The following is a 24,976-nucleotide window of genomic DNA, read 5'->3' as shown; positions in this document are numbered from 1 at the left end:
GCACGCTATAGGGGTTCGGTAGGAAGCGAGAGCGTGCGGACGACGTACGCCGGTTCGGAACGAGGAGCGGTCAGGGTGCAGCGCTGGCGTGGCCTGGAGGAGATCCCCGGGGACTGGGGGCGCAGCGTCGTCACCATCGGATCGTTCGACGGTGTGCACCGCGGCCACCAACTGATCATCAGTCGGGCGGTGAAGCGGGCCCGTGAGCTGGCGGCGAAGGCCGTCGTGGTCACCTTCGACCCGCACCCGAGCGAGGTGGTCCGCCCCGGCAGCCACCCGGCGCTGCTGGCGCCGCAGCCGCGCCGGGCCGAGCTGATCGAGGCGCTGGGGGTGGACGCGGTGCTGGTGCTGCCGTTCACCGCGGAGTTCTCGAAGGAGTCGCCGGAGACCTTCGTCCAGCAGGTGCTGGTGGACGCGCTGCACGCCAAGGTGGTGATCGAGGGCCCGAACTTCCGGTTCGGCCACCGGGCCGCCGGGAACGTCGAGTTGCTCGCCCGGCTGGGCCAGGACGACGACTTCGAGGTGGAGGTGCTCGACCTCCAGGTGCGCGGCGCGGCGGGCGTGCCGTTCTCGTCCACGCTGGCCCGGCGGCTGGTCGCCGAGGGCGACCTGACGGCGGCCGCCGAGGTGCTCGGCCGGCCGCACCGGGTCGAGGGCGTGGTGGTCCAGGGCGCCCAGCGCGGGCGGGAGTTGGGCTTCCCGACGGCCAACGTGGACACCGTGCCGCACAGCGCGATCCCGGCCGACGGGGTGTACGCGGGGTGGCTGACGGCGGCCGGTGAGCGGATGCCCGCGGCGATCTCGGTGGGCACCAACCCGACCTTCGACGGCACCAGCCGGACGGTCGAGGCGTACGCCATCGACCGGGTCGGTCTCGACCTGTACGGCCTGCACGTGGCGGTCGACTTCCTGGCGTACCTGCGCGGGATGGAGAAGTTCGACTCGATCGACGCGCTGCTGGAGCGGATGGCCGACGACGTCAAGCGGGCCCGGGAGCTGACCGACGAGTCGTCACCGGCCTGATCCGGCCGGGGAGAACGGAAAGGAGGAGGGGCGCGGAACTCCGCGCCCCTCCTCCTTTCGTCGCTACTGCTGCTGCGGCGGCGGGTAGCCGTACCCCTGCGGGGGCGGCGGCTGCTGCTGGCCGTCGGGCTGCTGCGGGGGCGGCGGGTAGCCGTAGCCGGGCTGCTGCTGGCCCTGCTGCCCTTGCTGGTTCTGCTGCCCCTGCTGGGACCACTCCTGCGGGAGCGGCTGGGCGCCGGGCGGGGGCGGCGGCTGCTGCCCGTACCCGGGCTGCGGGGCCCACGGCGCGCCCTGCTGGGGGTAGCCGCCCTGCTGCGGCGGGTAGCCCGGCTGCTGCTGCGGGTAGCCGCCCTGCTGGGGGTACCCGGGGTAGCCCTGCTGCGGCGGCTGGCCGGGGTAGCCGCCCTGCTGGGGCTGGCCCCAGCCGCCGGCCGCGTGCTGGGCCCGCATGATGTCCTCGCCGACCATGGTGGCGAGTTCGAAGTAGGCGTCCCTGACCTTGGGCCGCATCATCGCCAGGTTGACCTCGGCGCCGGCCGCCAGGCTCTCGTCGAAGGGCACCACCACGACGCCGCGGCAGCGGGTCTGGAAGTGCGCGACGATGTCCTCGACCCTGATCATCTTGCTGGTCTCGCGGACCCCGGAGACCACCGTGATGGAGCGCTGCACCAGGTCGGCGTAGCCGTGCGCGGAGAGCCAGTCCAGCGTGGTGGAGGCCGAGCTGGCGCCGTCCACGCTCGGGGTGGAGACGATGATCAGCTGGTCGGCCAGGTCGAGCACCCCGCGCATCGCGCTGTACAGCAGACCGGTGCCGGAGTCGGTCAGGATGATCGGGTAGTGCTGCCCGAGCACCTGGATCACCGAGCGGTAGTCCGAGTCGTTGAAGGTGGTCGAGACGGCCGGGTCGACGTCGTTGGCCAGGATCTCCAGGCCCGAGTGCAGGTCCTGCGAGGTGAACTGACGGACGTCCATGTAGCTGCGCAGGTGCGGGATGGCCGTCACCAGGTCGCGGATGGTCGCGCCGGTCTGCCGCTTCACCCGGCGGCCGAGGGTGCCGGCGTCCGGGTTGGCGTCGATCGCGATCACCTTGTCCTGGCGCTCGGTGGCCAGCGTGGCGCCGAGCGAGGTGGTGGTCGTGGTCTTGCCGACGCCGCCCTTGAGGCTGATCACCGCGATCCGGTAGCAGCTCAGCACCGGCGTCCGGATCACCTCGAGGCGGCGGGCCCGGTCGGCCTCCGCCTGCTTGCCGCCGAACTTGAAGCGGGACTCCTTCTGCTGCTTCGGCTGGCCGCGCAGCAGCCGGTCCGAGGAGAGCTCGACCGCGGCGGTGTAGCCGAGCGCCGCCCCGTGCGACATCGCCTGCTGCCCGCCCTGGCCCTGGAAGGCGACCGGAGCCTGCGGGACGGCCTGCTGCGGGTACTGCTGCGGCTGGTGGGGCTGCTGCTGCGGCTGCCCCTGCTGCTGGTGCTGCGGGTACGGCTGCTGCTGCTGGGGCTGCGGCCAGCCGCCCTGGCGCGGGTCCACGGGCGGCGGCGGGGCCTGCTGCGGGTAGGGCTGCTGCGGCGGCTGCTGGGGGTACGGCTGTTGCTGCTGGGGCTGCGGCTGCGGGACGGCCGGCGGGTACGTCTGCGGCGCGGGCGTCGGCGGAGCCTCGGCCACCGGCGGGACCGGGGCGGGCGGGACCGGCGCCGGGCCCGGCGCGGGCGCCGACTGCAGCTCGACCGGTGCGGGCCCGTCGGTGACCGGGGGCAGCAGCGCGGTCTCGGTCAGCTCGGGCGAGGGCGTCGGCGTCGGCGTGGGCGTCGGCGGCACCGGGGCGACCGGCGTCGGCGCGGGCGGGGTCACCGGCACCGGGTTCGGCGCGGGTGCCTCGGCCACCGGCACGGGCGCCGGCGGCACCGGGGCAACCGGCGCCACGGGAGCGGGCTGGGCCTGGACAGGGGCCGGGGCGGGAGCAGCTGCGGCAGGGGTGTCGCTCTGGGTGTACCAGGACGGCGGGGAGTAGTCAGGAACGTCCGACCAGTCGTCGTCGTCCTCCGCCGCGTTGTCGCCGACGTAGACGCCGTCCCGATCGCTGCTCACTTGGGCTCCCTCGTGTTCGCCGCCGCTGTTCGCGGTGCCGTCGGCACAAGACTAGGACGTGTTTCCCGACCGCTCACAGGCGGTGCCGGAACTCACACCATCGTGGACGAAAGGAGAGGCCCGCACACCGGATCAACCCAGTATGCGGACCCCTCCGGGATCGAATCGCTCAGTCCATCCGGCGCGGGCCGCCGAGCACTTGGCCCTCGGCCTCGCCGGGGTTGGTCATCACGAACTGACGCCGCATCCGGGTCGCCCACAGCGTGATGTTGTCGCCGAGGGTGGGCAGCGCCGCGACCTCCTGGTCGCCGAGCGAGAGCAGCCGGGCCAGCAGCTCGGCCTCCTGCGGGGAGACCCGCTGGATGCCGACCAGGTCGGCCGCGTTCAGCACCCGGGTCGCGTTCGGACCGAGGTACGGAAGCAGGGTGAGGGTGGTCTGCCAGGGCGAGGCGGAGAGCCGGCTGCGCGGCGGCCGGGCGCCGAGGTCGCGGACCACCAGCACGGGCGAGGCCACCGAGGCGCCCTGGGCGCCGAGCCGGCCGACCTGGTGCACCGTCACGCACGGCTGGCCGCCGCCGGCCGCCTGGGCCATCGACGACCAGGCCTGCGGGCGGCCGGTCTCGACCGCGATCCGGGCGCCGGTGGCGGCCGCCCTGAGCGCGATCACCTGGGCGGTCCACAGACCGCCGACCAGCACCAGCTCGTACGAGGTGGGCCGGAACAGGCCGAGCACGGCGGGCTGTTGCTGCGGGTCGACGCCGATCACCACGCCGTCGTCGCCGACCGGGAAGGCCAGTGCGCCGAGGTCCTCGGGGGAGAGCACGTGCCGCTCGCGGCGCGGTCCGCGCAGGCCGAAGCCGGGGCGCAGCCGGACCGTACGGGCGGCGGGCTCGGCCGGTGCCTGGTTCGGGTAGGTCTGATAGGCCATCAGGAAGTCCCTCCCAGGGGCAGCGTGGCGAGCAGGCCGGGCGCCTGCTCCAGGTCGAGCCGGGTGAGGCCGATCCCGGTGGTCTGCGCGCGGGACTCGACCAGGCGGCCGACCTGGGCGATCTCGCTCTCGCTGCGGCCGGTGATCCGGACGTGTCCGCTGATCGCCACCGAGTCGCCGGTGCCGCGGCTCGCGGTCAGGCTGAAGGTGCTGGCCAGGGCGGGCGTGCTGGTGACCAGGTTGACCAGGTCGGGCGCGGCGATCCGGCCCGGGGCGCCGCCGGGGCGGCTGAGCTGGGGCCACTTGGAGATCCAGTAGGTGGCGTGCCAGCGGTCGTCGATCCGCCAGAACTTCCGGCTCTCCTGGGTCCGGCGGCCGTTTCCGCCACCGCCGCCGGTGCCCTGACGACCCGCCACCGCCATCGGGTTGGCGCAGACCGAGATGGCCAGCGCCGCGATCAGCTCGCGCTCGTCCAGCACGGTCGCGGTGAACCCCGCGCTGTTGAGCCGTCCGGCCAGCTGGTCGGTGACCCGCTGGAGCGCCTTGCGGGCGCCCTCCTCGCCGCCGCCGCGGGCCTCGACCGCGCTGCTGGTCAGCTCGGGGCTGAGCTTGAGCGCGACCCAGGTGAGCCGCAGGCCGGGCGTGGCCAGGCCGTCCGGGAGCTGGTGGTAGGCGCGGGCGGCCAGCGACTGGTCCGGCAGGTGCGGGGCCGGGGCGGGCTGGGTGTGCTGCACCAACTGGACGGACTCCAGGGAGATGTCGTCCACCTGGAGGGCCGAGCAGATCACGTCGAGCGGCAGCGGCAGCGCGGTGCGGTGCGGCCGCAGCGGCTGGTCCTTGGCCTGCACCAGCAGGATCGAGGTGAGGAAGGTGCCGTCACCGACCATGCCGGTCTCCCGGCGGACCGGGCGGCCGCCGCCGAGGTCGGCCTCGGTGGCGTGGGTGCAGGTGCGCAGCGCGGGCTCGAGTTCGAGCGCGGGCGCCAGCGCCGGATCGGTGCCCGGCGGCGGCACGTTGAGCTGGGCCTGCCGACGGCGGGCGTTCAGCGCGGAGCGGACCTGCAGGCCCTCGGACAGCGTCCGGCCGTTCAGCGGCACCAGCGCGAGCACCACCAGCAGCACGGCCGGTACGGCGAACGCCCCGGCCATCGCCTTGCTGATGGTCCAGCCGACGGCCACCAGCGCCACCGCGACCTCCAGCAGCACGATCTGCTGGAGCCGCAGGCGGGTGCCGAGCAGGCCGGGCCGTGGGTGCACCTTGACCGGCACCGGTGCGGTGGGGCGGGTCTGCGCGGGCTGTGCCCGGCGACCGCGGCTCCCCCCGCCGTGCGAAGTGCTGCGTCGCCCTGGAGCGGTCTGGCTTGGCATCCCCCGAGTGGCCCTCTCTGATCAGATATCACGGCCCGGTTGACCGGTCGGCAAACCGTACCCGTACCGTACTCACCGTCTGCTGCCGCATCGTAGAGGGTGGACTACGACTCGCACCCGGCGGGTGGCAGACTCACGCACGGCCTTCACGCCCGGACTCGGTTGCGAGCCGGTCGGGTTGACGTACCCACAGTTGTCGAACAGGGGAGACGACGAGCATGGCATCACGCCGCGACGAGCTGAACGCGTACACCGCGGCGCGAAAGCGCACGGTCGGTGCCTTCCTGCTGCCTTCCGGCGGCGGGAACGACGAGGACGCGCCCCGGCCGGTGAAGGCCGTGCTGCCCAGCGTGGTGATCGGGGTCGTGATCGTGGCGGGCTTCGCCATGTGGGGCGTCATCAAGCCCGCCGCGCCCAAGGGTTGGGACAGCGGCACGAACATCATCCAGGGCAAGCAGTCGACCACCCGGTACGTGGTCCTGCCGGGCGACAAGGGCACCAGGGTCCTGCACCAGGTGCTCAACATGTCCTCGGCCCGGCTGGTGCTGCCGGCCAACGCCAAGGTGGTGATCGTCGAGGACAAGGTGCTGGACGCGTACCCGAACCACGGCGCCACCATCGGCATCCCGTACGCCCCGGACAAGCTGCCGAAGTCCGATGTGGCCGGCCAGACCAACAAGAAGTGGTCGGTCTGCAACAGCCCCGGCACGGAGGAGAAGGCGCCGCCGAACCAGGCCGTCTTCGTGGCCGCCGACAAGGACGCCACGCGGCTCGCCGACCCCAAGCTGGTGCTCGGTCCCGGGGAGTCGATGTTCGTGCAGGCCCCGCTCGACACGGCGGGCCTGGCCGGGCGGTTCATGGTGGACCGGACCGGTACCCGGCACCTGATCGGATCGGCGACCTCCAGTGACACCGCGAACGACATCATCGCGGGCAGCCTGTACGGCAGCGACGCGGCGGACAAGCCGCAGCGGGTGACCGAGGACTGGCTGCGGACCCTGGAGGTGGGCCACGCGATCGAGTTCCAGACGCCGCCGCAGTTCAAGGCGAACCAGGTGACGCAGTCCCAGCTGAAGCAGCTCAGCAAGGCGGAGGAGCGCCGGGTCGGCCGGGTGCTCAACTACGACAAGAGCTTCTTCATGGTGGGCGTCGACAAGCTCTACGAGGTCTCGCCGTTCCAGGCCAAACTGGCGCTCAGCAACCCGGATTTGGGGAAGACCTACGACGGTGCGCCGGCGAAGCTGTACACGCTGTCGGCCAACGAGTACGCGGCGCTCAAGAGCGTGATGGACGAAAACTCCATGAAGGACCCGGACGACCTCCCGAACGAGACGCCGACCGGAAAGGCCGTCAACCACGAGGGCCGGAACCGGTTGTGCAGCACCTTCGAGGGGATGGACGGCAACAAGATCAAGCGGTCCGTCTGGGCCGACACCGAGTACCCGACGAAGATCGATCCCGGTGCCGCCAGCGCCCGGGTCTCGCCCGGCCACGGGCTGCTGTTCCGTGCCCTGGACTCGAACGACCAGGGCGGCTCCGGCCGGAACTTCCTGATCACCGAGACCGGTCTGCGCTACCTCGTGCCGGCCAACAACGACGGTGGCAAGGCCGGTGCTTCTGCTTCGGCAGCTCCGAAGGATCCGGCCCAGGAGCAGCAGCCCGGTCAGGAGCAGGCGAACGAGAACCAGGCCAGGCTCGGCTTCGACAAGGTGACGCCGGTGCCGGTGCCGATGCTGTGGGCCAAGCTGGTGCCGGCCGGTCCCGTGCTCAGCAAGAGCGACGCGCTGCAGCCCCAACTCGCCTGATGGGTCGTCAGTTGGCCGACCGCGCCCCAGTGTCATGGCTTGGTAACTACCTGGCTCCCGGTGTTGGGTGACTTGCGGTCGGCGGCTACAGTTCTGGAGTGCACCACACCGTGGTGTTCGACGGCCGTCCGTGCCAGGACGGTCCGTGGGGAAGTCTGTCTCATGGGGGACGGTGGATCATGTCTGGTCAGTTCACGACTACCGCTGAGGAAATGACCGCTTTCGCGAACCGTATCGGTGACGTGAACGCTTCGGTGCAGGGCGAGATTCAGAGGCTCAACGCCCTCGTCGACGAGATCAAGCAGGGCTGGCAGGGCCAGGCTGCCGCTGCGTACCAGCAGCTGCAGACCCGGTTCAACGAGGACGCCACCAAGCTGAACCAGGTTCTCGACGAGATCCGTCAGGCCATCGAGTCGACGACGAAGCTCTACTCGCAGACCGAGCAGGAGCAGGCGTCCTCCTTCTGAGCCCCGGGCTCGCGTTCAGTCACCAACCAAGGTCCGGCATAGGACCGATTCGACTCCATCGGAACAGGGGAAACCATGGGCGACCAGCACATTAAGGTTAATTTCGCTACCATCCAGAACGCCAGCTCCGAGGTCCGTCAGGGTGCCCAGCGCATCCAGACCCAGCTGGACGAGCTGAAGGCCGGCGTGGCGCGGATCGCCAACAGCTGGGAGGGCACCGCTCGCGAGGGTTACCAGGCCCGTCAGGCCACCTGGGACTCGAGCGCGGCCGACCTGCAGCAGGCGCTGACCCAGATCGCCACCTCGCTGGACAACGCGGCGCAGAGCTACCAGGCGACCGAGTCCCGTAACGCGGGTGTCTGGACCTGATCCGGTCGCCGTCCCTGACGGCGGAGGACAGTAGGACTGTGGGGCGGGCGTCCGACCGGGCGCCCGCCCCAGGCGTGTATCACGGGCGGGTCGACCCGACCGTCCGGCAAGGCCGTTCCACGGGGGTACGGCGCAGGGTGGGAACATGAGGGGAAGTCAGGTGTCGTTCGGTACGTACCGCAGGGTCGCCGCCGTGTCCGTCGCGCTGGGGGTGATCGGCGCGCTGACCGCCGGACCCGCGCTGGCCGCGCCGACCCCCTCACCCTCGGCCGGCGTGGTGTACCCGCCGCTGGGGATCTCCGCCTCGGCGGAGTGCAAGTTCCCCTCCAACAACGTGCCCAGCATGCCCTGGTCGTTGCAGAAGGTGGTGCTGGACCAGCTCTGGGCCGCGGGCCCCGACAAGGTGCCGATCGACGGCAAGGGCGTCAAGGTCGCGGTGATCGACACCGGTGTGGACGCGGCCAACCAGCAGTTGCAGGGCAAGGTCGAGGACGCCGGCTCCACCCTGAAGGACAAGTCCAACAACAACCAGCAGGTCCTCGGCTCCGGCGTGAACGACCTGGTCGGCCACGGCACCAAGGTGGCCGGCATCATCGCGGCCAAGAAGGTCCCGGGCATCGGCTTCTCCGGGATCGCGCCCGAGGCGACCATCGTGGCGTACCGGCAGAACGACAGCCAGGGCAACGGCGACGTGTTCACGCTGGTGGACGACATCAAGAACGCGGTGGGCCGTAAGGTCGGCGTCATCAACATCTCGCAGGATGTCCGCGCCACCGGCGAAGGCGGCTCCTTCCCGGGCCGGCCCGAGCTGGAGGCCGCCCTCAAGATGGCCGAGGACGCCAACGTCGTGGTGGTCGCCTCGGCCGGCAACGACGGCCTGGAGGCCGACACCTACCCGGCCGCCATCAAGACCGTGCTCGCGGTCGGCGCCTCGGACCGGAACAACGAGCGGGCCTCGTTCTCCCAGTACGGCGAGTTCGTCGACGTGGTCGCGCCCGGCGTGGAGATGCTCTCCACGGTGCCCGGCGGCGGCCACTGCGTGGACAACGGCACCAGTTTCTCCACCCCGTACGTGGCCGGCGTGGCCGCCCTGCTCAAGCAGAAGTACCCGGGCTGGACCGCGAAGCAGATCCGGACCCGGATCATGCAGACCGCGCAGCGGGTGGAGCGCAAGGAGAACCGCTTCATCGGCTGGGGCGTGGTCGACCCGGTGAAGGCGGTCACCAGCAACACCCCGCCGTCCGACATGCCGGTCGAGGACCCGCCGCTGAACCTGGCCGGCAAGACCAGGCTGCAGGCCCAGCCGCTCGGCCTGGCCGAGACCCAGCAGGACCGGGACGCTCGTACCGCCACCTACGCGCTCGGCGTCGGCGGCCTGCTGGTCGGCGGTCTGGCCGGTGCCGCGGTGGTGCTGCGGGATCGCAGGCGCCGGACCGACGGCTAGCAACACCACGCACGCACATACGAAGGCCCCCGCAGCGCCGCTGCGGGGGCCTTCTGCTGCCACTGCGACAAGCTACGAAAAGGCCGTGGCCCCTCCCGGAGGAGGGGCCACGGCCCGTTGCGTGGTGGCCCGTTACGGGGCCGGGAGCCAGCCCGTCTGGACGGTGTGGCCGGCCGCCTGACGGCGGGTCACCAGCTGGCCGCGGCCCGGGGGCAGCGGCTGCGGCTTGACGGTGCCCAGCAGTGCACCCTCGTTCTTGTCGCCGGACAGGATCAGACCCTGACCGCCGAGCTCCTTCATGCGCTGCATGATCGGCTCGAACAGCGAGCGTCCGGCACCACCGGAGTTGCGCGCGATGATGATGCGCAGGCCGATGTCGCGGGCGAACGGCAGGAACTCGGCCAGCGGCGCCATCGGGTTGCCCGAGGAGGTGGCGACCAGCTCGTAGTCGTCCACGATCACGAACATGTCCTTGCCGGTGTACCAACTGCGGTTGCGCAGCTGCTCCGGCGTGACGTCCGGGCCCGGCAGGCGTCGCCCGCAGGCGCCGCGGAGCATCTCCACGATCGCCGTCATGGCGGGGGCCGCCGCCGCGTACTCCACCAGGTACTCCGGCGGCACCACGCCGAGCAGCGAGCGGCGGAAGTCGCCGACCACGATGCCGGCCTGGTCCGGGGTGTACCGCTCGGTGATCTGCTTGATCAGCATCCGCAGGACCGCGGACTTGCCGGACTCGCTCTCACCGAACACCACGAAGAGCGGGTCGCTCTCGAAGTTGAGGAACACCGGCGCGAGTTCGACCTCGTCGACGGCGAACGCGACACCCAGCTCGGGCCGCTCGAAGCCCTTGGGCAGCGAGTTGCCGTCCAGCACCTGGGGCAGCATCCGGACCTGCGGGGCGCGCGGTCCGGTCCAGGCCGAGGCGATCTGCTCGACCAGGTCGGTGACACCGTCCACCAGGTCGTCGGTCTCCGAGGTGCCGTCCAGTCGGGGCAGACCCGAGAGGAAGTGCAGCTTGTCTGCGGTGAGACCGCGGCCCGGCTGCCCGGCCGGCACGTTCTGCGCGACCTTGCGGTCGATCTCGGACTCCATCGCGTCACCGAGCCGGAGCTCGGTGCGGTTCTGCAGCAGGTCCTTGAGCGCCGGGCGGACCTCGGCGTACCGCGCCGCGGTCAGCACGATGTGCACGCCGTAGCCGAGACCGCGCTGGGCGATGTCGGCGATGACCGGCTCGAGGGACTCGAACTCCTGCTTGAAGGTGAGCCAGCCGTCGATGATCAGGAAGACGTCACCGAACTGCTCGTCCGGGAGCTGGCCGTTGGCCCGCTTGGTCCGGAACGTGGCGATGGTGTCGATGCCGGTCGCGCGGAACAGCTCCTCACGGCGGTTGAGCACGCCGTGCACCTCGCTGATGGTCCGTCGGACCTTCTCCACGTCCAGTCGCCCGGCCACCCCACCGACGTGCGGCAGGCCCTGCAGGCCCTGGAAACCGCCACCGCCGAAGTCGAGCAGGTAGAACTGCGTCTCGACCGGGGTGTGGGTGACCGCGAAGCCCGCCACCATGGTGCGGATCAGCGTGGACTTGCCGGAGCGCGGACCACCGACGATCAGACCGTGACCGGCCGCGCCGGAGTAGTCCTGGTAGAGCACGTCGCGGCGCTGGTCGCGCGGCTTGTCGACGATGCCGACCGGCACCACGAGCCGGCCGAGCGCACCGAACTCCGGTGAGGTGAGCCCGCGTTCGGCCGTCACCTGGAGCGGCGGGACGAGCTGGTCGACGGTCGGCGCGGCCTCCAGCGGGGGCAGCCAGACCTGGTGGGCCGGCGGGCCCTGGCCGATCATGCGGGCCACGAAGACGTCCAGCATGGTGTCGAGCAGCGAGTCGTCGATCTCGGCGACCTCCTCGACCACCTCCTCCACCACCGGCTCGATCACCGCGACCTCGGCCGCGGTGAACAGCACCGGCAGCGCGGTGGCCGCCCGGCCACCGGTCACCCGGACCGCGCCCGGCGGACGGTAGGCACCGGAGACGTACGCCGCCCGGAACCGCTCCATCACGTCGGAGCCGAACTTGAGGTAGCCGACACCGGGGACGGGCGGCAGGTGGTAGGCGTCCGGCACACCGATCGCGGCCCGCGACTCGGCGGCCGAGAAGGTGCGCAGACCGAGCCGGTAGGACAGGAAGGTGTCCAGACCGCGCAGCTTGCCCTCTTCCAGTCGCTGGGAGGCGAGCAGCATGTGCATACCCAGCGAACGGCCGATCCGGCCGATCTGGATGAACAGGTCGATGAAGTCCGGCTTGGCGCTGAGGAGTTCGGAGAACTCATCGATGATCATGACCAGCGAGGGCAGCGGGTCGAGCGCGGCACCGGCGGCGCGGGCCCGCTCGTACTCGTTGATGTTCGCGTAGTTGCCCGCCGTCCGCAGCAGCTCCTGACGGCGGTTCATCTCGCCCTCGATCGAGTCGCGCATGCGGTCGACCAGGGTGAGCTCGCCCTCCAGGTTGGTGATGACGGCCGCGGTGTGCGGCATCTCCGCCATACCCGCGAAGGTGGCGCCACCCTTGAAGTCGGCGAGGACGAAGTTGAGCACCTCGGAGGAGTGCGTCACGGCCAGCGCCAGCACCAGGGTGCGGAGCACCTCGGACTTACCGGAACCGGTCGCGCCGACGCACATGCCGTGCGGGCCCATGCCCTCCAGCGAGGCTTCCTTGATGTCCAGCCAGACGTACTCGCCGTTGGTGCCGACCCCGAGCGGGACCCGGAGCTTCTCCCGCATCGGGCGCGGACGCCACATCCGGGCCGGGTCGAAGGAGCCCGGGTCGCCGGTGTCCATCATCTCGGTGAAGTCCATCGAGACCAGCGAGGGGTCGCCGTCGTCGCCGCCCGCCGAGGCCCGGAACGGGGCCAGCTGACGGGCCAGCGCCTCGGACTGCCAGGAGGACAGGCTGTCCGGCTTGCCGGAGTACGAGGCACCGGAGGCGGACTCCAGCAGCAGCTCGTCCTTGGCCAGCGTGATCACCAGGTGGCCGCTGGGCTCGTCCAGGTCACCGGGGACGACCTCGATGATGGTGACGCCCTCGACGCCCTCCGCGCCGGCCAGCACCGAGTCGTGCGGCACCGCGGCGCCGTCCATCACGATCACCAGGTGCGGCTGGTCCGGCGAGGCCACGGCGTCCCGGGCGAAGCCCTTGCGCCCGGCCAACTCGTCCGCGAGCAGCACCTCCAGCTCACCCAGACCGGTGGCGATCAGCCGGCGCGAACCGGCACCGTCGCTCTCCTTGCGGTGCTGGGTGTGCGGCAGCCACTTCGCCCACTCCCACTCGTCCACCGCGCCGGGCGCGGCGGCCACGCCGACCACCAGGTCGTCGGGGGAGTGCAGGGTGGTCAACTGGGCCAGCATCGCCCGGACGTTGCCGTAGACGGTGTCCGGGTCACCGCAGACCGTGATGTGGTAGAAGGCGCGCAGCGAGATCGCCAACGGCAGGTCGTGCAGGGTGCCGTGGGCGGTCAGGAAGTCCTTCATGGCGGCCGCCGAGAGCGGCTCCAGCTCGTCCAGCGGCGCCGTCTCCGGCGCCTTCAGCGGCGTGGAGAGCTGCTGCGGTCCGCGTCCCAGCCTGATCTGCGCGAAGTCCGGGTCGCTCGGCCGCCGTTCCCAGAGCCGACGGCCCTCGGTGACGATCGACCAGAGCTGGTCCGGCTCCGGGTGCAGGAAGAGCTGCGCACCGCGCTGCCGGTCCGCGGTCCTGCGGACCTGACGGCGCATCTGCTGGAGGTACTTGAGGTAGTCGCGGCGCTCGTCCGCGGTCCCCGCACTGCCGCCCTTGCGGGCCTTGACGATCTGAGCCACCGCCATACCGGCGGTGGAGGCGACCATCAGGACACCCATCATCTTCATCGGCCCCTGGCCGCCGAAGAGGAAGGCCGCCGAACCGCCCATGCCGAGCAGCGGCAGCAGGGACATCATCCAGTCCTCGCCACCGCCTCGCGGCAACTCGGGCGGAGGCACCAGCTCCACCGGCTCGTCCGGCACCGGGGGCGGATATGCCCGAGCCGGACGCTTGACCGTAATCACACTCACTGGCATCAACCCTCACGCAACTGGGATACGTACGGGATGAGGGCGCCCCGTGTGATGACGCCGCCCCCGCTCCGCCGATCGCAGGCACTCACGGGTCGCGCGTCTCGCCCCCGTACGCCTCGCGCAGGGGCCGATCCTACTGGTCGGCCCTGTTCGGTTCGAGCACGGGGGCGCCCGCATCCGGACCGTTACCGTTCGACCGGCCGGAGGATCGGCAGGAAGGGGTCAAACCGGTCAAGGCGGGGCCCGACCAGCCCGGTTGACGCCATATCACCTTCACTTCTCGCACACGGCGGCCGCCGGGCGCCGGGTCACGGCTTGACGGCCCGTCCGGGACCCGGTAGCGCTCCGTGCCCCATCTGGCGGTAGGGTGTCGCCGCGCCAACTCTTGGTCGGATCGCCCTCATTGAAGAAGACGGGGGAGCGTTCCGGTCTGCCAAGGGCGTCAAGCTGACCAACGGACACAGCAACAGGGGGAAGCGCCGGTGAGCTCAAACGCTACGACCGGATTCTGCCGGGTCACCGTCGTGGCACCGGACAGCCGGATCGACGTCGCACTACCGGAGGATGTGCCGCTCGCGGACATCTACCCCGAGGTACTGCGCCTCTCCGGCCAGACCCAGGTGGACGGCGCACCGACCGGATTCCACCTGGTCCGCCGGGACGGCACCGTGCTGGACAGCGGACTGCCGCTGGCCGCCCAGCAGATCCGGGACGGCGACCTGCTCAGCCTGCGTCCGTTCGCCGAGTCGCTGCCGCCGGCCGTCTACGACGACGTGGCCGACGCGATCGCCAGCGCGGTCGCCGCCGACCGCCGGTTCTGGGGCCCGGAACTGATGCGCGCCTTCGGTCTGGTCGGCGCGGGGGTGCTGCTCGGCCTGCTCGGCTTCGCGCTCTGGTTCGCCGACCTGCGGCACGACATGAACGGCCTGCCCGGCATCCTGTCCGGTGTGATCGCGGTCGTGCTGGTCGCCTTCGCCGGTGTCCGGGCCCGGGTCTACCAGGACCACGACGCGGCCCTCGCGCTCGGCCTCGGCTCGCTGCCGCACGCCCTGATCGCCGGGTCCGGCATCATCGCGGTCTCCACCGTGGGCGACGGCCCCGGCCGGGTCCAGCTGCTGGTCGGCTGCGTCGCCATGCTGGTGGTCTCGGTGCTGCTGGTCGGCCTGCTGCCGGAGAAGGACTCGGTCTTCGTGGCCTCCGCCTTCCTGGCCGTCGCGGGCACCCTGGCCTCGTTCGCCGCCGTGCTGATGTCCGACACCTCGGCCACCGACATCGCGGCCGTCACCGCCGTGGCCGCGGTCGCCGCGATCGGCTTCCTGCCCTCCCTCTCGGCCCGCTTCGCCCGTCTCCCGGTCGGCTTCAACGCCCCCGGCCAGACCAGCACCCGCAGCGCCGGCTACGCCGAGGAGGCCAGCCGTTCGGAGGCCGTCCAGTACGAGCGGATCGCCCACCAAGCCCGCCGCGGCCACGAGGTGCTGGTCGGACTGGTCGGCGGCTGCGCCGCGGTGCTGGTCGGCTCCTGCGCCGTGCTCGGCTTCAGCGACCGGACCTGGGCCGAGCTGCTGGCCCTCGCGGTCGGCATGACGACCATGCTGCGGGCCCGGCTGTTCCGCTACACCGGTCAGGTCTTCGCACTCACCATCGCCGGCCTGGCCGGCCTGGCGCTGCTGGTGATCGGCCTCTCGCTGCACACTCCGCACTTCATCCTGACCGCCACCAGCGACACCGCGGTGGACCTGCGGACGGTCTGGCTGGCCGCCTCGATCGCGGCCGGCGCGGCCATCCTGACCGGCATCGCGCTGGTCGTCCCGAAGTCCGGGGTGTCCCCGTTCTGGGGCCGCATCCTGGACATGATCGACAGCCTGATGCTGATCGCGCTGGTCCCGCTCACGCTGGCCGTCCTCGACATCTACGGCCTGGTGCGCGGCGCCACCAGCTGATCCCGGAACACCTCACACGGCGCCCGCCGTCACCCCGCGGAATGGGGGGACGGCGGGCGCTGGTACTCTTGGGCAGTCCGAGTTCAGTCAGATCCCTGTGCCGTCTACCAGGGTCACTCGGAAACCTTGAAGGAGATGCCGTGGCTCTCGCCGCTGACGTCAAGAAGCAGATCATCGCCGAGTTCGGCCAGAAGGAGGGCGACACCGGCTCCCCCGAGGTCCAGGTCGCCATGCTCTCCCGCCGGATCTCGGACCTGACCGAGCACCTCAAGTTCCACAAGCACGACCACCACTCGCGTCGTGGCCTGCTGATCCTGGTCGGCCAGCGCCGCCGGCTGCTCCAGTACCTGGCCAAGAAGGACATCGAGCGCTTCCGTACCCTGGTGGACCGCCTCGGCATCCGCCGCGGTGCCGCCGGTGGCGCCCGCTAAGACCGCCGCGTCAGGGGCGGCTCCCCGTCACCGGGGAGCCGCCCCTCGCTGCATTGTCCTGCTCGGTCCGCCGCACCACACGCGTGGTAATGGCAGGCTGAGTAGGGTGTGAATTTGTAAGGTGAGGGGCATGCCCGGTCATGACGCCGACAGCGAGTCGGCCGAACCGTGGCAGCAGAGACATCACCGAGCGGGCCGAAGGCTTCAAACGGAAGCCGCCCGCGTCCCAAGGAGCGTCCACACGCGACCGCCGACCAGGCAGCCGAGAGGCGCCGGTCCTCGGTAGTGGCCGTCGGGAGTCCCCAATCGGGGGACAGCCCGGAGGCTTCGATCGAAGACCGGCCCGAACTGCCCAGGGCCCGCCGGAAGGCAAGCGCAGGGGCGCTCCTCGGGAAACGTACGAAAGAGGAGATCTTCCAGGTGGAAGAGAACGTGTTCTACGCCGAGGCCGTCATCGACAACGGCAGCTTCGGTACCCGTACCATCCGTTTCGAGACCGGCCGGCTGGCCCGTCAGGCCGCCGGCTCGGCCGTGGCCTACCTGGACGACGACACCATGGTGCTGTCGGCCACCAGCGCCTCCAAGCAGCCGAAGGAGCACTTCGACTTCTTCCCGCTGACGGTCGACGTCGAGGAGCGGATGTACGCCGCGGGCCGCATCCCCGGCTCGTTCTTCCGTCGTGAGGGCCGGCCGTCCGAGGACGCCATCCTCACCTGCCGTCTGATCGACCGCCCGCTGCGCCCGTCCTTCGTCAAGGGCCTGCGCAACGAGATCCAGGTCGTCTGCACGATCATGGCGCTCAACCCCGACCACCTGTACGACGTGGTGGCCATCAACGCCGCCTCGGCGTCCACCCAGCTGGCCGGCCTGCCGTTCTCCGGCCCGATCGGCGGCGTCCGCGTCGCGCTGATCAAGGGTCAGTGGGTGGCCTTCCCGACCCACACCGAGCTCGAGGACGCCGTCTTCGACATGGTCGTGGCCGGCCGCGCGCTGCCCGACGGTGACGTCGCGATCATGATGGTCGAGGCCGAGGCCACCGCGAAGACCATCAAGCTGGTCGCCGACGGCGCCGAGGCCCCGACCGAGGAGATCGTCGCCGCCGGTCTCGAGGCCGCCAAGCCGTTCATCAAGGTGCTCTGCGCCGCCCAGTCGAAGCTGGCCGCCCAGGCTGCCAAGCCGACCGGTGAGTTCCCGGTCTTCCTGGACTACCAGGACGACGTGCTGGCCGCCCTCTCGGACGCCGTCAAGAGCGACCTGGCGAAGGCCCTCACCATCCCGGGCAAGGTCGAGCGCAACAACGAGATCGACCGCATCAAGGCCGTCGCGGCCGACAAGCTGCTCCCGAAGTTCGAGGGCCGCGAGAAGGAGATCAGCGCCGCGTACAACGCGCTGACCAAGAAGATCGTCCGCGAGCGCGTCATCACCGACAAGGTGCGCATCGACGGCCGTGGCGTCACGGATATCCGTACGCTGGCCGCCGAGGTCGAGGCGATCCCGCGCGTGCACGGCTCGGCGCTGTTCGAGCGTGGCGAGACCCAGATCCTGGGCGTCACCACCCTCAACATGCTCCGGATGGAGCAGCAGCTCGACACGCTCTCCCCGGAGACGCGTCGCCGCTACATGCACAACTACAACTTCCCGCCGTACTCGGTCGGCGAGACCGGCCGCGTCGGTTCGCCGAAGCGCCGCGAGATCGGTCACGGCGCGCTGGCCGAGCGGGCGATCCTGCCCGTGCTGCCGACCCGCGAGGAGTTCCCCTACGCGATCCGCCAGGTCTCCGAGGCGCTGAGCTCCAACGGCTCCACCTCGATGGGCTCGGTCTGCGCCTCGACCATGTCGCTGCTGAACGCCGGTGTGCCGCTCAAGGCCGCCGTCGCCGGTATCGCGATGGGCCTGATCTCGCAGGAGATCGACGGCGAGACGCACTACGTCACGCTGACCGACATCCTCGGTGCCGAGGACGCGTTCGGTGACATGGACTTCAAGGTCGCCGGTACCCGCAACTTCATCACCGCGCTGCAGCTCGACACCAAGCTGAACGGCATCCCGGCCTCGGTGCTGGCCGCCGCGCTGAAGCAGGCCAAGGACGCGCGTCTGCACATCCTGGACGTGATGAACGAGGCGATCGACACTCCGGACGAGATGTCGCCGAACGCCCCGCGCATCATCACCATCAAGATCCCGGTGGACAAGATCGGTGAGGTCATCGGCCCGAAGGGCAAGATGATCAACCAGATCCAGGAGGACACCGGCGCGGACATCACCATCGAGGACGACGGCACCATCTACATCGGTGCGGTCGACGGTCCCTCGGCGGAGGCTGCCCGTACGACGATCAACCAGATCGCCAACCCGACCATGCCGGAGGTCGGCGAGCGCTACCTGGGCACCGTGGTGAAGACCACGACGTTCGGCGCGTTCGTTTCGCTCATGCCGGGCAAGGACGGCCTGCTGCACATCTCGCAGATCCGCAAGCTCGCCGGTGGCAAGCGCGTGGAGAACGTCGAGGACGTGCTGGCCGTCGGTGCCAAGGTCCAGGTCGAGATCGCCGAGATCGACCCGCGCGGCAAGCTCTCGCTGATCCCGGTCGTCGAGGGCGAGGACGGCGTCGAGGACGCCGCTCCGGCCTCCGAGTGACGCACCGTTAGTACCCCGCGGCCCGCGCACTCCCCGGAGTGCGCGGGCCGCACCCTGTTCTCCCTGTGATTCTTGAAGTTCTGGAAGGAAGGCCCGTGGCTCAGGCCTCCGCGGCGCAGCAGCGCCCCGGCTCAACCCGGACCCTGCTCAAGGGCGTCGACGGGGCCGGCACGGTACGCCGTACCGTCCTGCCCGGCGGTCTGCGGGTCGTCACCGAGACCCTCCCGACGGTCCGTTCCGCGACCTTCGGCATCTGGGTCGGCGTCGGCTCCCGGGACGAGACCCCGGCGCTGAACGGCGCCACGCACTACCTGGAGCACCTGCTCTTCAAGGGCACCGCCCGGCGCAACGCCCTGGAGATCTCGGCCGCGCTGGACGCGGTCGGCGGTGAGATGAACGCTTTCACCGCCAAGGAGAACACCTGCTACTACGCGCGGGTGCTCGACACCGACCTGCCGCTGGCCATCGACGTGGTCTGCGACATGCTCACCGGCTCGCTGATCCGCCCCGAGGACGTGGAGGCCGAGCGCGGCGTCATCCTCGAGGAGATGGCGATGGCCGAGGACGACCCGGGCGACGTGGTGCACGACCTGTTCGCCAAGGTGATCTACGGCGACTCGCCGCTCGGCCGCCCGATCCTGGGCACCCAGGAGACCGTCACCGGCCTGACCCGGGATCAGATCGCGGGCTTCTTCCACCGCCGGTACAAGCCCGAGCAGCTGGTCGTCGCGGCAGCGGGGAACCTGGACCACGCCCGGGTGGTCAAGATGGTCCAGAAGGCCTTCGCGCCGGTGCTGGAGAAGTCGAAGGGCCACCCCGCCGAGGTCCGCAAGGGCGTCCGCGCGGTCCGTACGGCCGGCCGGGTCGAGGTGCTCAACCGCTCCACCGAGCAGGCCCACCTGGTGCTCGGCGTCCCCGGCGTGCCGCGGCACGACGAACGCCGCTGGGCGCTCGGCGTGCTGAACGCCGCGCTCGGCGGCGGGATGAGCTCCCGGCTGTTCCAGGAGGTCAGGGAGAAGCGCGGGCTGGCCTACTCGGTCTACTCGTACTCCTCCTCCTACGCCGACAGCGGCCTGTTCGGCATCTACGCCGGCTGCCAGCCCAAGCGGGTCGAGCAGGTGCTCGACATCTGCCGCGAGGAGCTCGCCAAGGTGGTCGCCGACGGCATCACCGAGGAGGAGCTGACCCGGGCGATCGGGCAGATCTCCGGCTCCACCGTGCTCGGCATGGAGGACACCGGCTCGCTGATGAACCGGATCGGCAAGGCCGAACTCAGCTACGGCCACCACCTGTCGGTGGACGAGATGCTGGAGAAGATCGCCTCGGTCACCCTGGCCGACGTGCACGCGGTGGCCAGGGACGTGCTCGGCGCGCACAAGCCGTCGCTCGCGCTGATCGGCCCGATCACCAAGAAGCGGGCCGACGCGCTCGCGGACCTTTTGGCCTGAGAGGACTACTGAGATGTCGTTGCCCGTCGCCGTGATCGGCGCCACCGGCCGGATCGGGTCCGAGGCGGTCAAGGCCGTCTCGGCCGCCGCCGACCTGGAGCTGACCGCCACCCTGAACCGGAACTCCTCACTGGAGGAGCTGAAGGGCACCCGGGTCGCGGTCGAACTCACCCACCCCGACGCGGTGATGGCCAACCTGGAGTACTGCGTCCGCAACGGCATCCACGTGGTCACCGGCACCACCGGCTGGACCGAGGAGCGGCTCGCCACCCTGCGCGGCTGGCTCGCTTCCTCGCCGGGCGTGGGCGTGCTGATCGCGCCGAACTTCTCGATCGGCGCCGTGCTCTCGATGAAGTTCGCCCAGCAGGCCGCGAAGTACTTCGAGACCGTCGAGGTCGTCGAACTGCACCACAACAACAAGGCGGACGCCCCCAGCGGCACCGCCGCCCGCACCGCCCAGCTGATCGCCGCCGCCCGCGACGCGGCCGGCCTGCCCCGGCAGAGCGACCCGACCACGCACGGCCTGCCCGGCGCCCGCGGCGCCGACGTGGACGGCGTGCCGGTGCACTCGGTCCGGCTGCGCGGCCTGCTGGCGCACCAGGAGGTGCTGCTCGGCGACACCGGCGAGACCCTGACGATCCGTCACGACTCGCTGCACCACAGCTGCTTCATGCCGGGCATCCTGCTCGGCGTCCGCAAGGTGGTCGAGACCCCGGGGCTGACCTTCGGCCTCGAACACTTCCTGGACCTCTGAGATGACCTCCCGTACCGGCTTCTTCCTGCTCTCGGCCGCCCTGCTGCTGGTCTCGGTGATCTGCGTCGGCGAGGGCGTCCAGCTGATCGCCACCGGCAAGCCGCTCGGCATCGGCCTGGGGGTCTGCGCCTTCGTCATCCCCGGCGTCGGCGTCTGGTTCCTCCGGCAGACCGTGCGCTTCGGCCGGGCCAGCGAGCAGCTGGCCCGCGAACTGGAGGCCGAGGGCGGCCTGCCGGTGGACGAGCTGCGCCGCACCAACGGGGGCAGGATCGACCGCGCCTCGGCCGACCAGGTCTTCGCCCGCCGGCAGGCCGAGGCCGAACAGAGCCCGGGGGACTGGCGGGTGTACTTCCGCCTCGCCGTGGCGTACGCCGACGCCGGTGACACGCCGCGGGCCCGAAAGACCATGCAGCACGCCATCAAGCTGCACGGCAGCACCGACGCAAGGAGCAACGCGTGAGCGACGCAGCAGGACCTGTCTTCCGCAGTGACGTGACCGTCGAGCTGGTCCGCAGCGCGGCCCAGGACTCGGACGTGATCTGGGCCGCCCGGGTCTCCACCGCGGGCGAGCAGTCCCTGGAGGCGCTCCAGCAGGACCCGGAGAAGTCCGCCGGTCTGATCAACTACCTGATGCGCGACCGGCACGGCACCCCGTTCGAGCACAACTCGATGACCTTCTTCATCAGCGCGCCGATCTTCGTGTTCCGCGAGTTCCACCGGCACCGCAGCGGCTGGTCCTACAACGAGGAGTCCGGCCGCTACCGCAACCTGCAGCCGGTCTTCTACGTGCCCGGCGAGGACCGCAAGCTGGTCCAGCAGGGCCGCCCCGGCCGCTACGAGTTCGTCGACGGCACCCCGGAGCAGGCCAAGGTCACCGCCGAGGCGATGGAGGCGTCCTACCTGGCCTCCTACACCGCGTACCAGGAGATGCTGGACGCCGGTGTCGCCCGCGAGGTGGCCCGGGCCGTGCTGCCGGTCGGCCTGTTCTCCTCGATGTACGCGACCTGCAACGCGCGCTCGCTGATGCACTTCCTCTCGCTGCGGACCAAGAAGGAGAACGCCACCGTGCCGTCCTTCCCGCAGCGCGAGATCGAGATGGTCGCCGAGGCGATGGAGGCGGAGTGGGCCAAGCTCATGCCGCTCACCCATGCGGCTTTCGAGAAGCACGGCCGAGTAGCCCCCTGACCTGGCCCGACGGGCATTTGAGTGGCCTGTTCGGCACGCCTGGATTGCGACCCCCCGGGGCGCTCCCTAGGCTCAGGTCACGGATTCCGGTGCTGCTTGAACCCCCGAGCATGCAGCACCGGAATCCCATGTCGGAAGAGCTGACGGCAGCTCGGCGACCCCTCTCACCTGTCCGAACCCTGGACCGGCCTGGGTACCCCCCGGCCGCCTACGAGTAGTTTTGGACGCATGGCTCCGACCTCCACCTCCCAGACGCCCTTCGGCCGGGTCCTGACCGCGATGGTCACCCCGTTCACCGCCGACGGCGGCCTCGACCTCGACGGCGCCCAGCGCCTCGCCACCCACCTCGTGGACTCCGGCAACGACGGCCTGGTGCTGAACGGCACCACCGGCGAGTCCCCGACCACCAGCGACGCCGAGAAGGCCCAGCTGGTCCGCGCGGTGGTGGAGGCGGTAGGGGACCGCGCGCACATCGTCGCCGGGGTCGGCACCAACGACACCCACCACAGCGTCGAGCTGGCCCGGCAGGCCGAGGCCGCCGGAGCCCACGGCCTGCTGGTGGTCACGCCGTACTACAGCAAGCCCCCGCAGGAGGGCCTGTACCGGCACAGCGTCACCATCGCGGACGCCACCGAGCTCCCGGTGATGCTCTACGACATCCCCGGCCGCAGCGGCGTCGCGCTCGCCACCGAGACCCTGGTCCGGCTCGGCGAGCACCCGCGGATCGTCGCCAACAAGGACGCCAAGGGCGACCTCGGCGCGGCCTCCTGGGCGATCGCCCGCAGCGGCCTGGCCTGGTACTCCGGCGACGACATCCTCAACCTGCCGCTGCTGTCGGTCGGTGCGGTCGGCGTGGTCAGCGTGGTCGGCCACCTGGTCGCCGCCGAGCTGCGGGCCCTGCTCGACGCCTACCAGGCGGGCGACGTGGCCAAGGCCACCGCGATCCACCAGGGTCTGCTGCCGGTGTTCAGCGGTATGTTCCGGACCCAGGGCGTGATCCTCACCAAGGCCGCGCTGACCCTCCAGGGCCACCCGGCCGGACCGCTCCGGCTGCCGCTGGTCTCCGCCACGCCGGAGGAGATCGCCCAACTGAGGGAGGATCTCGCCGCCGGCGGGGTACACCTGTAGGAAGACAAGACGTGCGTGCCCCCGGCTCGCCGGACCTCCCGAGGTCTGCCGCTGAACCGGAACGACGGCACGAAGCACCAAGACCTGGCAAGTAGGAAACCATCGAGCACGTACGCCATATGTCCCCAGGGCGCGAACCCCTCGGCATATGGCGTGCGTCGTAAGGAGAGTCTTTTGAGTCACCCGCACCCCGAACTCGGCGCAGCCCCCGCTCTCAAGCCGGGCGCCGTACGCATCACCCCGCTCGGCGGGCTCGGCGAGATCGGTCGCAACATGACCGTCCTCGAGCACGCCGGCCGCCTGCTCATCATCGACTGCGGCGTGCTGTTCCCCGAGGACGAGCAGCCCGGCATCGACCTGATCCTGCCGGACTTCTCGTCCATCCGGGACCGGCTCGACAAGATCGACGGCATCGTCCTGACGCACGGTCACGAGGACCACATCGGGGCCGTCCCGTACCTGCTCCGGGAGAACCCGGACATCCCGCTGATCGGCTCCAAGCTGACCCTCGCGCTGATCGAGGCCAAGCTCGCCGAGCACCGGATCCGGCCGTACGTGCTGGAGGTCAAGGAGGGCGAGCGCGAGCGCATCGGCCCCTTCGACTGCGAGTTCATCGCGGTCAACCACTCCATCCCGGACGCCCTCGCGGTCGCCGTCCGCACCTCGGGCGGCATGGTCGTCGCCACCGGTGACTTCAAGATGGACCAGCTCCCGCTGGACGGCCGGCTGACCGACCTCCCCGCCTTCGCCAAGCTGGCCGAGGAGGGCATCGACCTGCTGCTGGTGGACTCCACCAACGCCGAGGTCCCCGGCTTCATCCCGCACGAGCGGGACATCTCCGCCGCGCTGCGCACCGTCTTCTCCAACGCGGACAAGCGCATCATCGTGGCCTCCTTCGCCAGCCACGTGCACCGCATCCAGCAGGTGCTGGACGCCGCGCACGAGCACAAGCGCAAGGTCGCCTTCGTCGGCCGCTCGATGGTCCGCAACATGGGCATCGCCCGTGACCTCGGCTACCTCAAGGTGCCGGGCAACATGATCGTCGACGTCAAGACCCTGGACGACCTGCCGGACAAGGACGTCGTCCTGGTCTGCACCGGTTCGCAGGGCGAGCCGATGGCCGCGCTGTCCCGGATGGCCAACCGCGACCACCAGATCCGGATCGTCGAGGGCGACACGGTCATCATGGCCTCGTCGCTGATCCCCGGTAACGAGACCGCGATCTACCGCGTCATCAACGGCCTGACCCGCTGGGGCGCCAACGTCGTCCACAAGGGCAACGCCAAGGTGCACGTCTCGGGCCACGCCTCGGCCGGCGAGCTGCTGTACTTCTTCAACATCTGCAAGCCGAAGAACCTGATGCCGGTGCACGGCGAGTGGCGCCACCTGCGGGCCTGCGCCGACCTCGGCATCAAGACCGGCATCCCGAAGAACCGCACGGTCATCGCCGAGGACGGCGTCGTCGTCGACCTGGAGAAGGGCGTCGCGAAGATCGTCGGCAAGGTCCAGGCCGGCTACGTGTACGTCGACGGCTCGTCCGTTGGCGACATCACCGAGCCCACCCTGAAGGACCGCCGGATCCTCGGCGAGGAGGGCTTCATCTCGGTCTTCGTGGTGGTCGACTCCACCAGCGGCAAGATCGTGAGCGGCCCGAGCATCCAGGCCCGCGGCTCCGGCATCGACGACGGTGCCTTCGGCCCCGTGGTGGCCAAGCTCCAGGAGGCCCTGGACCGCTCGGCGAGCGACGGTGTCCTGGAGGTCCGGCAGATCCAGCAGCTGGTCCGCCGGACCATCGGCAAGTGGGTGGCGGACAACTACCGCCGCCGGCCGATGATCCTCCCGGTCGTGGTCGAGGTCTGATTTGACTTGGGGCAACCCGGTGCGT

17 protein-coding genes and 1 pseudogene are annotated in these 24,976 nt (G+C 70.8%); 14 read left to right on the top strand and 4 right to left on the bottom strand.

The features are described 5' to 3' along the window. Nucleotides 1-75: 75 nt before the first annotated feature. Nucleotides 76-1,023, top strand: a complete 948-nt coding sequence (locus F4556_RS10720; RefSeq protein ID WP_184913754.1) for a bifunctional riboflavin kinase/FAD synthetase — start codon at nucleotides 76-78, stop codon at nucleotides 1,021-1,023. A gap of 63 nt (nucleotides 1,024-1,086) precedes the next feature. Here F4556_RS10720 and F4556_RS10715 read toward each other — a convergent pair. The 3 genes and pseudogenes from F4556_RS10715 to eccE all read right to left on the bottom strand — a co-directional run. After that, nucleotides 1,087-2,856 (bottom strand): annotated as a pseudogene (locus F4556_RS10715) (MinD/ParA family ATP-binding protein); the annotation flags it as partial. Between the two features lie 418 nt (nucleotides 2,857-3,274). Then, nucleotides 3,275-4,033, bottom strand: a complete 759-nt coding sequence (locus F4556_RS10710) for a hypothetical protein (protein ID WP_184913752.1) — start codon at nucleotides 4,031-4,033, stop codon at nucleotides 3,275-3,277. Continuing rightward, nucleotides 4,033-5,289, bottom strand: coding sequence for a type VII secretion protein EccE (gene eccE / locus F4556_RS10705; protein WP_313068250.1), 1,257 nt, complete (start codon nucleotides 5,287-5,289; stop codon nucleotides 4,033-4,035). Before eccE ends, F4556_RS10710 begins: the two co-directional genes overlap by 1 nt. 329 nt (nucleotides 5,290-5,618) lie before the next feature. Between eccE and F4556_RS10700 the strand changes: the two genes are divergently transcribed. From F4556_RS10700 to mycP, 4 genes are all read left to right on the top strand, one after another. Continuing rightward, nucleotides 5,619-7,205 (top strand): type VII secretion protein EccB, encoded by a 1,587-nt coding sequence (locus tag F4556_RS10700; RefSeq protein WP_184913740.1) that lies wholly within the window; start codon nucleotides 5,619-5,621, stop codon nucleotides 7,203-7,205. 179 nt (nucleotides 7,206-7,384) lie between these two features. Next, a complete protein-coding gene (locus F4556_RS10695) occupies nucleotides 7,385-7,672 on the top strand; it encodes a WXG100 family type VII secretion target (protein ID WP_184924484.1) in 288 nt (95 codons plus the stop codon). Nucleotides 7,673-7,747: 75 nt separating this feature from the next. Then, on the top strand, nucleotides 7,748-8,041 hold the full coding sequence (locus F4556_RS10690; RefSeq protein WP_184913738.1) for a WXG100 family type VII secretion target: 294 nt from the start codon (nucleotides 7,748-7,750) through the stop codon (nucleotides 8,039-8,041). Nucleotides 8,042-8,186: 145 nt separating this feature from the next. After that, complete coding sequence (gene mycP / locus F4556_RS10685; RefSeq protein WP_184913736.1) at nucleotides 8,187-9,485, top strand: type VII secretion-associated serine protease mycosin; 1,299 nt, start codon at nucleotides 8,187-8,189, stop codon at nucleotides 9,483-9,485. 132 nt (nucleotides 9,486-9,617) lie between these two features. Here the strand turns inward: mycP and eccCa are convergent, their stop codons facing one another. Further along, complete coding sequence (gene eccCa / locus F4556_RS10680) at nucleotides 9,618-13,565, bottom strand: type VII secretion protein EccCa (protein WP_184913734.1); 3,948 nt, start codon at nucleotides 13,563-13,565, stop codon at nucleotides 9,618-9,620. A gap of 485 nt (nucleotides 13,566-14,050) precedes the next feature. Here eccCa and eccD point away from each other — a divergent pair, with 485 nt between their 5' ends. The 9 genes from eccD (at nucleotide 14,051) to F4556_RS10635 (ending at nucleotide 24,951) form a co-directional block, all read left to right on the top strand. Further along, the gene (eccD, locus tag F4556_RS10675) at nucleotides 14,051-15,508 is read left to right on the top strand and encodes a type VII secretion integral membrane protein EccD (protein ID WP_184913732.1); all 1,458 of its coding nucleotides are present in this window, start codon (nucleotides 14,051-14,053) and stop codon (nucleotides 15,506-15,508) included. Between the two features lie 140 nt (nucleotides 15,509-15,648). After that, a complete protein-coding gene (rpsO, locus tag F4556_RS10670) occupies nucleotides 15,649-15,939 on the top strand; it encodes a 30S ribosomal protein S15 (protein ID WP_030462697.1) in 291 nt (96 codons plus the stop codon). Nucleotides 15,940-16,359: 420 nt separating this feature from the next. Further along, on the top strand, nucleotides 16,360-18,576 hold the full coding sequence (locus F4556_RS10665) for a polyribonucleotide nucleotidyltransferase (RefSeq protein WP_184913729.1): 2,217 nt from the start codon (nucleotides 16,360-16,362) through the stop codon (nucleotides 18,574-18,576). A gap of 68 nt (nucleotides 18,577-18,644) precedes the next feature. Next, nucleotides 18,645-20,024, top strand: coding sequence for a M16 family metallopeptidase (locus F4556_RS10660; protein WP_184924482.1), 1,380 nt, complete (start codon nucleotides 18,645-18,647; stop codon nucleotides 20,022-20,024). 13 nt (nucleotides 20,025-20,037) lie between these two features. Continuing rightward, on the top strand, nucleotides 20,038-20,778 hold the full coding sequence (gene dapB, locus F4556_RS10655) for a 4-hydroxy-tetrahydrodipicolinate reductase (protein WP_184913727.1): 741 nt from the start codon (nucleotides 20,038-20,040) through the stop codon (nucleotides 20,776-20,778). 1 nt (nucleotide 20,779) lies between these two features. After that, a complete protein-coding gene (locus tag F4556_RS10650; RefSeq protein ID WP_184913725.1) occupies nucleotides 20,780-21,238 on the top strand; it encodes a hypothetical protein in 459 nt (152 codons plus the stop codon). After that, complete coding sequence (gene thyX, locus F4556_RS10645; protein WP_184913723.1) at nucleotides 21,235-21,963, top strand: FAD-dependent thymidylate synthase; 729 nt, start codon at nucleotides 21,235-21,237, stop codon at nucleotides 21,961-21,963. The genes F4556_RS10650 and thyX overlap by 4 nt, the downstream gene beginning before the upstream one ends. Before the next feature lie 228 nt (nucleotides 21,964-22,191). Continuing rightward, nucleotides 22,192-23,091, top strand: a complete 900-nt coding sequence (dapA, locus tag F4556_RS10640) for a 4-hydroxy-tetrahydrodipicolinate synthase (RefSeq protein ID WP_184913721.1) — start codon at nucleotides 22,192-22,194, stop codon at nucleotides 23,089-23,091. A gap of 174 nt (nucleotides 23,092-23,265) precedes the next feature. Beyond that, nucleotides 23,266-24,951 carry a ribonuclease J gene (locus tag F4556_RS10635; RefSeq protein WP_184913719.1) on the top strand — a complete coding sequence of 562 codons (1,686 nt, stop codon included), beginning with the start codon at nucleotides 23,266-23,268 and terminating at the stop codon, nucleotides 24,949-24,951. The last annotated feature ends 25 nt before the right edge of the window (nucleotides 24,952-24,976 follow it).

The organism is Kitasatospora gansuensis (genome assembly GCF_014203705.1).
In the GTDB taxonomy this organism is placed as follows: Bacteria; Actinomycetota; Actinomycetes; order Streptomycetales; family Streptomycetaceae; genus Kitasatospora; species Kitasatospora gansuensis.
This window is presented reverse-complemented; position numbering and strand designations above follow the sequence as displayed.

Excerpts from the sequence above, each read along its gene's own strand:
- F4556_RS10710 (WP_184913752.1), bottom strand. The coding sequence starts at position 4,033 with ATGGCCTATCAGACCTACCCGAACCAGGCACCGGCCGAGCCCGCCGCC.
- F4556_RS10700 (WP_184913740.1), top strand. The coding sequence starts at position 5,619 with ATGGCATCACGCCGCGACGAGCTGAACGCGTACACCGCGGCGCGAAAG.
- F4556_RS10695 (WP_184924484.1), top strand. The coding sequence starts at position 7,385 with ATGTCTGGTCAGTTCACGACTACCGCTGAGGAAATGACCGCTTTCGCG.
- F4556_RS10690 (WP_184913738.1), top strand. The coding sequence starts at position 7,748 with ATGGGCGACCAGCACATTAAGGTTAATTTCGCTACCATCCAGAACGCC.
- mycP (WP_184913736.1), top strand. The coding sequence starts at position 8,187 with ATGAGGGGAAGTCAGGTGTCGTTCGGTACGTACCGCAGGGTCGCCGCC.
- dapB (WP_184913727.1), top strand. The coding sequence starts at position 20,038 with ATGTCGTTGCCCGTCGCCGTGATCGGCGCCACCGGCCGGATCGGGTCC.
- F4556_RS10650 (WP_184913725.1), top strand. The coding sequence starts at position 20,780 with ATGACCTCCCGTACCGGCTTCTTCCTGCTCTCGGCCGCCCTGCTGCTG.
- dapA (WP_184913721.1), top strand. The coding sequence starts at position 22,192 with ATGGCTCCGACCTCCACCTCCCAGACGCCCTTCGGCCGGGTCCTGACC.